Raw genomic sequence first — 11161 nt, forward strand, 5'->3', positions numbered from 1 at the left:
TCACCACCGATGCCCGAGCCCACCAGCGAGCCGACCAGCCGGTCGACCGCCGCGCCGACCACGGAGCCGATCACCGGTCCCACCACCGAGCCCCTGCCGCCGTCGGGCCCGCTGCCCGCCGGGCGGCGCCGCTACGCGGTGGTCGGGACCGGGCACCGCGCCTCGATGTACATCGACGCCCTGATCGGCACGCACGCGCCCGACGGCGAGATCGTCGCCTGGGTGGAGCCCAACCCCGTGCGGGCGGCCGCCTACGAGGCGCGGGTCGCGGCCGCGCTGGGCGGCACCCGCCCGGTCTACCACCCGGACGACCTCGAGAAGGCGATCGCGGAGCAGTCCGTGGAGCGGGTGATCGTCACCTCGGTCGACCGCACGCACGCCGACCTGGTCACCCGCGCGCTGCGGGCCGGCACCGACGTCGTGGTCGAGAAGCCCATCGCGGCGCACCCGGACCAGGCCCGGCAGATCGTCGACGCCGTGGCCGAGACCGGCCGCGGCCTGGTCACGACGTTCAACTACCGCTACTCGCCCCGCAACAGCGCGCTGCGCGAGGTGATCGCGAGCGGTGAGATCGGCCGGGTGCTGTCGGTCCACTTCGACTGGGCCCTGGACACCGTGCACGGTGCCGACTACTTCCGCCGCTGGCACCGCGAGAAGGTGAACAACGGCGGGCTCCTGGTGCACAAGTCCAGCCACCACTTCGACCTGGTCAACTGGTGGATCGACGGTGTACCGCGACGCGTCTTCGCCACGGGCGGGCGCCGCTTCTACGGCGACGACGCCGCGCACGGCACCGACTACGAGCCCACCGCCGCCGAACGTGCGCTGAACGAGCGCGGCGTCGACCCGTGGCACCTCTCGGTGGAGCAGAACCCCTGGTTGTCCACGCTGTACGGGCCCGAGGCCCAGGCCGTCGACGGGTACGTGCGCAACCGATCGGTCTTCGACGCGGGCATCACCACCGAGGACACGCTCGGCCTGGTGGTCGAGTACGAGGGCGGCGCGCTGCTCACCTACTCCCTCACCGCGCACTCGCCCTGGGAGGGTTACCGCGTGGTGGTCAACGGCACGCGTGGCCGCGCGGAGCTGGAGGTCACGGAGCGGGGCTCGGTCGAGTTCGGCGACAACGGCGCGGCCATCCTGGACCCGAGCGCCACCGCCGTGTTCGCGCAGGACCCGGTGCGGCCCACCGGTGAGCGGCTCGTGGTGCAGCGGCACTGGGAGCGCGCCGAGGAACGGCCGATCGTGCGCGGCGGCGGCGGGCACGGCGGTGGCGATGCGCTGCTGCTGGCCGACGTGTTCCGCCCGTCGGCCACCCCGGACCCGCTGGCCCGCGCGGCCGGCTACGTCGACGGCGTTCGCGCGTCGTCGGTCGGGTACGCCGGCAACCGTTCGCTGGAGACGGGCGACCCGGTCCGTATCGAGGACCTCGACCTGGGCATCTGACCCCCGCTCGCCGAGGGAGGACGGCAGCGAGACAGAACCGCAGACGCGTTCCATCTCGCTGCCGTCCTACCTCGGCAGGGTTCGGGGTGGGTCAGGTGAGCAGGGCGCCCGCGGCCACGAGCACCGGGACGCAGGCGGCCGTGGTCCAGACCGTGGCGCGGGCGGCCACGCCGTCGAACACGCCGTAGCGGGTCGCGTACGTCGTGACGTTCACCGCCGTGGGCAGGGCCGCCATGGTCACCACCAGAGCGAGAGCCGGTGCGTCCAGGCCGGCCGCCGTGCCGAGGGCCCAGGCCGCGAGGGGGTGCAGCACGTTGCGGACCAGCACCGCCAGCGCGATCACCCAGCCCACCACGTGCCCGCCGCGGGCGGTGGCCGCACCGAGGTCGGCGTCCGCGGGCGGCATGGGCACCGCGAGGGTCATGCCGAACGCCAGCAGGCCCAGCGGCGGGGCGGCGGCGCCGATCAGGTCGAAGGGGATGAGCACGACCTCGGGCAGGCGCGCGCCGGTCACCTCGCTGACCAGCGCCACGAGCAGGCCCGCCAGCGTGCCCAGCGTGATGGGGTTGCGGAACGCCGCGAGGAACACCTGCCCCACGGAGCGCAGCCCCCGCCCGCCCGTCGATCCTGCCGACCCTGCCGAGGCGCCCGCCCGGTCGAGCACCGAGAGGGCCAGCGGCGCGAGCACCAGGAGCTGGAAGAGCAGGGTGGGCACCACGGCCAGCGCGTCGTCGAAGAGGTACACGGCGAGCGGGATGCCGATGTTGCCGCCGTTGACGTAGACGGCGGCCAGCGTGGTCACGGCGGCGGGACCCGCCGGCAGGCGCAGGAGCCACCGCGCCACGGCGGCCGTGACCAGGCCGAGCACGGCGGTCGTGACCCACGTGACCACGGCGCCGCGGGACAGCACGTGCGCGAGGTCCGTCGAGGCAAGGGTGCTGAACATCAGCGCCGGCGCGCAGATGGTGAACGACAGCGTGGCCAGCGTCTGCCGGGCGCCCGCCCCGCCGTCGCCCGGCGTGTCACGCGCAGGCCCTCGTGGCAGGCCGCGTCCGGCCAGCAGGCCGGTCCGCTGGATCACCCAGCCGAGCGCGACCACGCAGGCCATGGAGACGATGGCAGTCAGGACGGACAGCACCCGAGCACCATGTCATGTCCCGCGGATCGACGGCCGGCCCGTCCACGGAGCGCCCAGCTCCGTGAACGTGCGCTGCTCGCGCGCCGCCCGCTCGCACCACGCAGCGACGTCGTGCACCACCGGATGCCGTGTGTCCCCCGAGGGGTTCCCCTGGCCGACGACGCCCGGGTCAGCGGCGCCGTCGGCCCAGTCCACGAAGGTGTCCCCGATCGGAGCCGGGTCGGGCGCCGTCCGTACCGCCTCCAGGACCCGCATGAACGCGCCGGTGTCCCGTACGTCGCACAGGAGCCGCCCGCCGCCGCGGCCCGCCGGGACGCCGTCGGCGCTCTGAGCACCGCCCGCCCCGCCGCCGGCCCGCACGGCGAGCAGGTTCTCCAGCAGCCCCGTGCGCTCGTACTGCTTCTCGGCGACCACGCGTCCGGTCCGCAGCCGCACCAGGTCGTGCTCGTACTCCAGCTCGATCTGGCCCGCGGTACCCCGCACGATCACGCGGGCCGGCGTCCGTGCCGCGGCGCACAGGGTGAGCCCGAACCCGTACCGCGTGCCGTCGGTGCCCACGACCCGCAGCGACGAGGTGTCGTCCGCCTCGATCGGGTTCGCGCGCCACAGGTCGGTGTGCACGTAGGCGATGTCGGCGGTGGTGCGGGCGCCGCCCACCCAGAGGGCCGTTGCGACGGCGTGCGCGAGCGGGTTGGTCACCACGCCGTCCACCACCGCGCGGTCGCCGATGCGCCGTCGGCCCGCCCAGGGTGACCGTGCCCAGTACGCCGCCGTGCGCACCCACGTGCCCACGGCGCCGATGCCGGTGACCTGCCCGATCTCGCCCCGCGCGATCATGTCGGCGACGGCGGGCAGCGCGTGCGACCCGAACGTCTGGAACCCGACCTGGCACAGCTGCCCGGTGCGCCCGGCGACGGCGACGAGCTCCGCGTGCTCGGCCAGGGAGGCGGTCGTGGGCTTCTCCAGCAGCACGTCGATGCCCGCCTCCATCGCGGTGCGCGCGAGCGGCAGGTGCGTATGGATCGGGGTGGAGAGCACCACGACGTCGGGCAGCGCGTCCCTGCCTGCCGACAGCAGGTCACCGAGGTTCGCGAACCACGGCGCCGCTGCGTCCGCGGGTTCGCGCGGGTCGACGACGGCGCTCAGCCGCGCCAGCCCCCGGGCCTCCAGGCCGGCGACCGTGCGCAGGTGCGAACCGCCGTGGCCGTGGATGCCGACCACGGCGACCTTCGGCGGTCTCACCGGAGGCCGCCGTCCGGGACGCCGCCGTCGGTGAGGTGCGCGGCGAGTGCTGCGGCGGCGGTGCCGGTGAGTGCGCTGTCGAGCAGCACGGCGACCAGGCCGACCGACACCGAGCCGCCGTCGGGCACGAGCAGGGGCGCGTCCCAGGCGAGCGCGGGGCACGCGCCGGGGTACTCGGCGGAGCGCAGGAACCACGGGCGGACCTGGCCCGGCTGCACCAGCAGGAGCGTCGTGGACCGGCCGCCGTGCTGCTGCACGAACGCCACCCACGGCGACGTGCTGCCGTGCGCCCGGCTCTCGCCCGTGCCCGTGGCCGACAGGACGGTGGTGCTCTCGGCGATCGGGAGCCGCCAGAACAGGCCGCCGTAGCCCGCGCCCGGCCGCCCGTTGGTGGCGGGGGAGCGGATCTCCAGGGGGCCGTGATCGGCGTGCAGCGTGGAGCGCCAGTCGAGCACCCAGCCGGGCGCGGCGTCGGTCCCGGGGAGCCGGGGCAGCAGGCGGGCCGTGATGCGGCGCTCCTCGCGGAGCTGCGGGCCGCCGTGCTCGTCCGACCACAGCACGTCCTCGACGAGCGTCTCGCCGGCTCCGGCCCCGGCTTCCTCGGCGGGGCCGGTCAGGTCCGGCGCGGCCTCGACGCGGACGCCCGTCGAGGTCTGCCGCCCGTGGTTCTTCAGCAGCGTGGGGCCCACGTCCTCGATGAACGTGCGGCCGCCCCAGTGGCTGGTGCCGTTCACGTCCGGCACCGCGATGCCCACGCCGTAGTGGTGCCGGTGGTCCACGGGGCTCACGTCGGTGAGCGGCACGCCCGCCAGGGTGTGCACGGGGTGCAGGTAGGGGCGCCGGGCGTGCACCCTGGGCATCCGGTCACCCGTGTCGCGGCGGGCGAGCTCCAGGCCGTCACCGCAGGTCAGCACGACGGCGTCGCTCGACCCCGCGGGCAGCGACCACGTGGGTGCCACGGTGGGCGGCACGGTGAGGATCTCGTCGCGGCGCGGGAGCACGGCCTCCGCGCCGCCGTCGTCGGTGACGTGCACGCGCTCCGGACCCTGCGGCACGGGACCGGTGCTGCCGCGCACCTCCAGGCGGGGTGTGAACCGTGCTGAGCGTGCGGGGTGGGCGTCGTCGTCGATCACGGCGTGCAGCTCCCTCCAGGCGTGTCGGCCGAGCTCGGCCTGCGGCACCGCCACCGTCGTCAGGGCGGGTGTGGCGTAACGGGACAGCTCGATGTCGTCGAACCCGGCCACCGAGATGTCGGCGGGTACGGCGACCCCGGCCTCGTTGAGCCCGGCGAGGAGGCCGAACGCGACCAGGTCGTTGAAGGCCACCGCGGCCGTGGCCCGGGTCGCCAGCACGGCGGGCGCGGCGGCGTGGCCGGCCTGGATGTCCGGCCCGGCGGGCAGGTCGAGGATCTCCAGGTCGCCGTGCTCCGCGCGCGCCCGCGCCAGGCCGGCGCGGCGCATCTCGTCGGAGGCGCTGCGCACGGGGCCCCCGAGATACACCAGCCGCCGGTGCCCGAGCGCCACGAGGTGCTCGACCACCTGGAGCGCCGCGTCCTCGTAGTCCACGACGAGGCTGGGCGCCGCGCCGCCGGACTCGCGGTTGACCAGCACCACGGGTTCGACGTCGGCGACCAGTGCGCTCAGCTCCGCGTCGCCGATGCGGGGTGACACGAGCACGAGGGCGTCGCACCGCAGCCGGGCCTCCAGCGCGATGGCGCCCTCCTGCTGGTCGTCCTCGACCGTGTCGGCGACGAGCACGCGGTAGCCGTCCTCGGCGGCGCCGTCCATGACACCGCGCAGGATCTGCTGGAACACCGGGTTGCCGAGGTCCGGCACCACGAGCGCGACCGTCTGGGTGCGGCCCAGCGCCAGGCTGCGCGCGGCGTTGCTGGGCCGGTAGCTCAGCTCGGCCGCCGCGTCCCGCACGCGTTCCGCGATGGCGGCGTCGACGGTGCTGCGGCCGTTCATGACGCGCGAGACGGTGGCCCGGGACACCCCGGCCGCGGCCGCGACGTCACCGATCGTGGCCACGACACGGCGCTGACCTGCACGCTGACCGGTGTCCCGTGGGCTGCGGCTGACCATCTGCACTCCTTGCGTCACTGTCCGGCCCGCCGGGCGGGCTCCTGCGCCGTCCTTGGCGCGGCACCCGGCGGTACCGGTTTCCCGAGGTGACCGTACACCATGGGAAACCGGTTCCTCATGTGGTACGTTCCTCCACCAGAGACCGGTTTCTCACAGGTGAGGCCGGGGATCGACGACGATCCGGAGGACAACGCGATGCGCCACCCGACCAGCGAGCCCGGACCCTGGTGGTCCCCGCCCGTACCCCCGCCCGGCAGCGTGGGGGTGAGTCCGTGTCCGTGATCCAGGAGCTGTCCCGCACCGAGCAGAGCGTCAGCCCCCGCAAGAAGGGGGACGGGCGCTGGGCGCTGCTGTTCCTCGCCCCGTGGTTCGTGGGGCTCGTGCTCATCACGGCGGGGCCCATGGGGGCGTCGCTGTACCTGTCCTTCACCGACTACGACCTGCTCTCGGCCCCGCAGTGGATCGGCCTGGAGAACTACACGCGGATGTTCGACGACCCGCGGTTCCTCACGTCGCTCGGCGTCACGTTCACCTACGTGCTCGTGTCCGTGCCGCTGCAGCTCGCCGCGGCCCTCGGCCTGGCGCTGCTGCTCGACAAGGGCATGCGCGGGCTGGCCCTGTACCGCTCGGTGTACTACCTGCCCTCGCTGCTCGGCGGGTCGGTGGCCATCGCGATCCTGTGGCGCCAGATCTTCGGCGCGGACGGCCTGGTCAACCAAGTCCTGGCGCTCGTCGGCATCCAGGGGCAGGGCTGGGTGTCGCACCCCGACTACGCCCTGGGCACCCTCATGGCGCTCAACGTCTGGACGTTCGGCGCGCCCATGGTGATCTTCCTGGCGGGCCTGCGGCAGATCCCGCAGATGTACTACGAGGCCGCCGCGATCGACGGTGCGGGACGGTGGCGGCAGTTCCGGTCCATCACGCTGCCGCTGCTCACGCCGATCGTCTTCTTCAACCTCGTGCTGCAGCTCATCGAGGCGTTCCAGTCGTTCACGCGGGCGTTCGTCGTCAGCGGCGGCAACGGCGGCCCGTCCGACTCGACGCTGCTCTACACGCTGTACCTCTACCTCAAGGGGTTCGGCTCCCTCGACATGGGCTACGCGTCGGCGATGGCCTGGTTCCTGCTGCTGATCATCGGCGGCATGACGGTCGTCAACTTCCTCGCCTCCAAGTACTGGGTCTTCTACGATGACTGACGCCTCGACGACACAGACCGCTCCGACGGCGCCGGCCCCGGCGTCGTCGTCCCGCACGGCGGCCCGGCGGGGCGAACCCGCCCCGGTCGCCGTCCGCCCCCGAGGCCGCCGCGTGCGGGCCCGGCTCGGCAGCGTGCTCAAGCACGCGGGCCTGATCGCCTTCGGGTTCGTGATGCTGTACCCGCTGCTGTGGATGGTGGCCAGCTCGTTCAAGCCGAACGCGCTGATCTTCCGCGAGCCGGGCCTCATCCCCACCGACATCGACCTGTCCAACTACACGGACGGGTGGAACGCGCTGCTGCACCCGTTCAGCCACTACCTGATCAACTCGGCGCTCGTGGTGCTCGGGTCGCTGCTCGGCAACCTGCTGTCGTGCTCGATGGCGGCCTACGCGTTCGCCCGGCTGGAGTTCCGGGGCCGGCGGCTGTGGTTCGCGGTCATGCTGATGTCGATCATGCTGCCGATCCACGTGGTGATCGTGCCGCAGTACGTGCTGTTCTCCCAGCTCGAGTGGATCAACACGTTCCTGCCGCTGATCGTGCCCAAGCTGCTGGCCACCGACGCGTTCTTCATCTTCCTCATGGTCCAGTTCTTCCGCGGCATCCCGCGCGAGCTGGACGAGGCCGCGACGCTCGACGGCTGCAACCACCTGCGCATCTACCTGCAGATCATGCTGCCGCTGTCGCTCCCGGCCCTCGCCACCACGGCGATCTTCACGTTCATCTGGACCTGGAACGACTTCTTCAGCCAGCTCATCTTCCTCACCCGGCCGGAGATGTACACCGTGCCGATCGCCCTGCGCACGTTCGTCGACTCCACGGGCGAGAGCTCGTGGGGATCGCTGTTCGCGATGTCGATCGTGTCCCTGATCCCCGTCTTCATCGCCTTCCTGTTCGGACAGAAGTACCTGGTCAAGGGCATTGCGACCACCGGAATCAAGTAGCTCCACCGCGATGAGACAACGACGTCACCGAAGGAGAAGCACATGAGCATCACCCGTACCGGACGACCTGCGCGACGCGGCAGGAGGATCACGTCCTCGGCCGCGGGCATCGCGGCCGTCGCCCTGACCCTCGCGGCCTGCGGGGGCGGCGACTCGGGCATCGGCGGAGGCGGCGACGACGCCCCGGCCGCCGCCGAGGAGTGCCCCTGCGAGATCCGTTTCGCGTGGTGGGGCTCCGACACCCGCCACGAGTCGACGCAGCAGATCATCGAGGCCTTCGAGGCCGAGAACCCGGACATCACCGTGGTCCCCGACTTCACCGACTGGGACGGCTACTGGGACAAGCTCGCCACCTCGGTGGCCGCGGGCGACACCCCCGACGTCATCACCCAGGAGGAGCGCTACATCTCCGACTACTCGACCAAGAACGTGCTGGCCGACCTGGGCACGCTCGACATCGACACCTCGAAGGTGGACGACGGCGTCCTGGCGGGCGGGCAGATCGAGGGCACGCAGTACGGCATCCCGACCGGCATCAACGCCTACGCGCTCGTGGCCGACCCGGAGATCTTCGCCGACGCCGGCGTCGACGTGCCGGACGACAGCACCTGGACGTGGGAGGACTACGTGACCACCGCGAACGCCGTCGCCGACGGTGCGGGCGACGGCGTCTGGGGCACGCAGGACTACGGCTTCAACGAGGCCGGCCTCAACGTGCTGGCGCGCCAGCGCGGCGAGACCCTGTTCACGCCGGACGGCGAGCTCGGCGTCTCCGAGGAGACCGTCGCGGACTTCTTCCAGGTCTCGCTCGACCTCATGGCGGGCGGTGGTCAGCCGGACGCCGCCCGCACCGTCGAGTACCAGGCGGCCGGGCCGGAGGGCGGCCTGCTCGGCACCAACCAGGGGGCCATGGGGGTCTGGTGGACCAACCAGCTCGGCGCGCTGACCGAGTCGTCGGGTCACGAGCTCGAGCTGTTGCGCCTGCCCGGCGAGACCGAGGGGGAGCGCACCGGTATGTACTACAAGCCGGCCATGTTCTACTCGGTCTCCGCGGACACCGAGTACCCGGAGGCGTCCGCGAAGTTCGTGGACTTCATGCTGAACTCCGAGGAGGCCGCGAAGATCATGCTGACCGACCGCGGCCTGCCGGCGAACGCCGACGTGCGCGAGGCGATCCTGGGCGACCTGTCGCCCACCGACCAGAAGATGGCCGACTTCATGGCGGACATCGAGGACGAGATCGTCGACACCCCGCCCGTCCCGCCGCACGGCTCGGCCGAGCTCGCCGACATCATGGAGCGCATCAACACGGAGGTCCTCTTCGAGCGCCTCACCACGCAGGAGGCGGCCACCCAGTTCACGGAAGAGGTCACGGCGGCCATCTCGAACTGACCGACGTCGAGTGCGGGATCTTCGCCCTGGCAGAGCCTCTGCGAGGGCGAAGATCCGCACTCGACGTCGTCTCGGTAGGATGAAACGGTTCAACGGGAGGTCTCACGTGTCACAGGAACTGCTCGTGCTGCGGGACGGGGACGACGTCGCCGTCGCCACGCGGGACCTGAGCCCGGGCGAGACGCCCGAGGCTCCCGGGACCGGTCCGGTCGACGTCCGCCAGGCGGTGCCGCGCGGGCACAAGGTCGCGCTGCGGGCCGTGTCCGCGGGCGGCCCGGTGCGCAAGTACGGGCAGGTCATCGGGGTGGCCACCGCCGACATCGCGGTCGGCGACCACGTGCACTCCCACAACCTCGGGTTCGAGGAGACCCAGCGGGAGGCGCCGCTGGGCGGCACGCACACGCACCTCCCGGTGCCCGACGACGAGCCCCGGCCCACCTTCCGCGGCTACCGCCGGGCCGACGGCCGCGTGGGGACCCGGAACTTCGTCGCGATCCTGACCAGCGTGAACTGCTCGGCCTCGACGGCGAAGATGATCGCCGACCAGTTCCGCGGCGCGGCGCTGGACGAGTTCGAGAACGTGGACGGCGTGATCGCCCTGACCCACACCTCGGGCTGCGGCCTGGTCCCGGACTCCGAGGGCGGGCAGATCCTGCTGCGCACCCTGCGCGGGTACGCCGCGCACCCGAACGTCGCGGGCCTGCTGGTGCTCGGGCTGGGCTGCGAGATGGTGCCGGGCGCCGCGCTGTCGGCCCGCTCGGGTCAGGTCGCCGACCTGGGGATGCCCGGGATCGGTGCCCCCGACGAGCGACGGTCCGGGCTGCTCGCGGCCATCCCGGACGACACCGTGGTGCGCTCCCTGACCATCCAGGAGGCCGGCGGCGTGCGGGCCTCGGTCCGTGCCGGAGTGGCCGCCGTCCGCGAGCTGCTGCCTCTGGTCAACCAGCGCGAACGCGTCGAGTGCGACGTGTCCGAGCTGGTCCTCGCCCTGAACTGCGGCGGGTCGGACGGCTACTCCGGCATCACCGCGAACCCGGCCCTGGGCTGGGCCTCGGACCGCCTGGTCGCCTACGGCGCCACGTCCGTGCTGGCCGAGACGCCCGAGGTCTACGGCGCGGAGCACCTGCTCACCGCACGGGCGACCGAACCCGCCGTGGCGAAGAAGCTGCTGGACCGGATCGACTGGTGGCGCGGCTACGTCGCCGCGGGCGGCGGCACCCTGGACAACAACCCCTCACCGGGCAACAAGGCCGGCGGGCTGACCACCATCCTGGAGAAGTCCCTCGGGGCGGTGGCCAAGGGCGGGCAGGCCGACCTGGGCGCCGTGTACGAGTACGCCGAGCCGATCACGGAGACCGGGTTCGGCTTCATGGACACCCCGGGCTACGACCCGGTGTCCGTGACGGGCCTGGTCGCGGGCGGCGCGAACGTCGTCGTCTTCACCACCGGACGCGGTTCGGTGTTCGGGTGCCGCCCGACGCCGTCCATCAAGGTGGCCACCAACACCCCGATGTACTCGGCGATGTCCGAGGACATGGACATCAACGCGGGCGTGGTCGTGGACGGCACCGCGACCGTCGCCGAGGTGGGCCGGCAGATCTTCGACCGCGTCCTCGCCGTCGCCTCGGGGGAGCAGACGGTCAGCGAGGAGCTGGAGATCGGCGCCGAGGAGTTCATCCCCTGGCACATCGGCGCGGTCACCTGACGGCTGCCGCGGCCC

At 72.8% G+C, this 11161-nt stretch carries 8 protein-coding genes; 5 read left to right on the forward strand and 3 right to left on the reverse strand.

What is annotated here, in order from left to right; translation table 11 throughout:
• The first annotated feature begins 9 nt into the window (after positions 1-9).
• On the forward strand, positions 10-1446 hold the full coding sequence (locus ACIG47_RS22515) for a Gfo/Idh/MocA family oxidoreductase (protein WP_397412937.1): 1437 nt from the start codon (positions 10-12) through the stop codon (positions 1444-1446).
• Positions 1447-1537: 91 nt separating this feature from the next.
• Here ACIG47_RS22515 and ACIG47_RS22520 read toward each other — a convergent pair whose 3' ends face one another.
• The 3 genes from ACIG47_RS22520 to ACIG47_RS22530 are packed head-to-tail and all read right to left on the reverse strand — an operon-like array spanning position 1538 to position 5910.
• Entirely contained in the window at positions 1538-2584 is a 1047-nt protein-coding gene (locus tag ACIG47_RS22520; protein ID WP_397433272.1) for an AEC family transporter, read from the reverse strand.
• A gap of 12 nt (positions 2585-2596) precedes the next feature.
• Positions 2597-3826, reverse strand: coding sequence for a Gfo/Idh/MocA family protein (locus ACIG47_RS22525; protein ID WP_397433274.1), 1230 nt, complete (start codon positions 3824-3826; stop codon positions 2597-2599).
• Complete coding sequence (locus tag ACIG47_RS22530) at positions 3823-5910, reverse strand: DUF6807 family protein (protein WP_397433275.1); 2088 nt, start codon at positions 5908-5910, stop codon at positions 3823-3825. Before ACIG47_RS22530 ends, ACIG47_RS22525 begins: the two co-directional genes overlap by 4 nt.
• Before the next feature lie 290 nt (positions 5911-6200).
• Here ACIG47_RS22530 and ACIG47_RS22535 point away from each other — a divergent pair, with 290 nt between their 5' ends.
• The 4 genes from ACIG47_RS22535 (at position 6201) to ACIG47_RS22550 (ending at position 11146) form a co-directional block, all read left to right on the forward strand.
• Positions 6201-7106, forward strand: coding sequence for a carbohydrate ABC transporter permease (locus ACIG47_RS22535; RefSeq protein WP_397413058.1), 906 nt, complete (start codon positions 6201-6203; stop codon positions 7104-7106).
• Positions 7099-8049: a carbohydrate ABC transporter permease gene (locus ACIG47_RS22540; protein ID WP_397433277.1), complete on the forward strand. Its 951-nt coding sequence runs from the start codon at positions 7099-7101 to the stop codon at positions 8047-8049. Before ACIG47_RS22535 ends, ACIG47_RS22540 begins: the two co-directional genes overlap by 8 nt.
• Positions 8050-8091: 42 nt before the next feature.
• Positions 8092-9441 carry an ABC transporter substrate-binding protein gene (locus tag ACIG47_RS22545; protein WP_397433278.1) on the forward strand — a complete coding sequence of 450 codons (1350 nt, stop codon included), beginning with the start codon at positions 8092-8094 and terminating at the stop codon, positions 9439-9441.
• A 79-nt stretch (positions 9442-9520) separates the two neighbouring features.
• Complete coding sequence (locus tag ACIG47_RS22550; RefSeq protein ID WP_397433280.1) at positions 9521-11146, forward strand: UxaA family hydrolase; 1626 nt, start codon at positions 9521-9523, stop codon at positions 11144-11146.
• Positions 11147-11161: the final 15 nt, after the last annotated feature.

The sequence above is a fragment of the Promicromonospora sp. NPDC052451 genome (assembly GCF_044547525.1).
GTDB lineage: Bacteria > Actinomycetota > Actinomycetes > Actinomycetales > Cellulomonadaceae > Promicromonospora.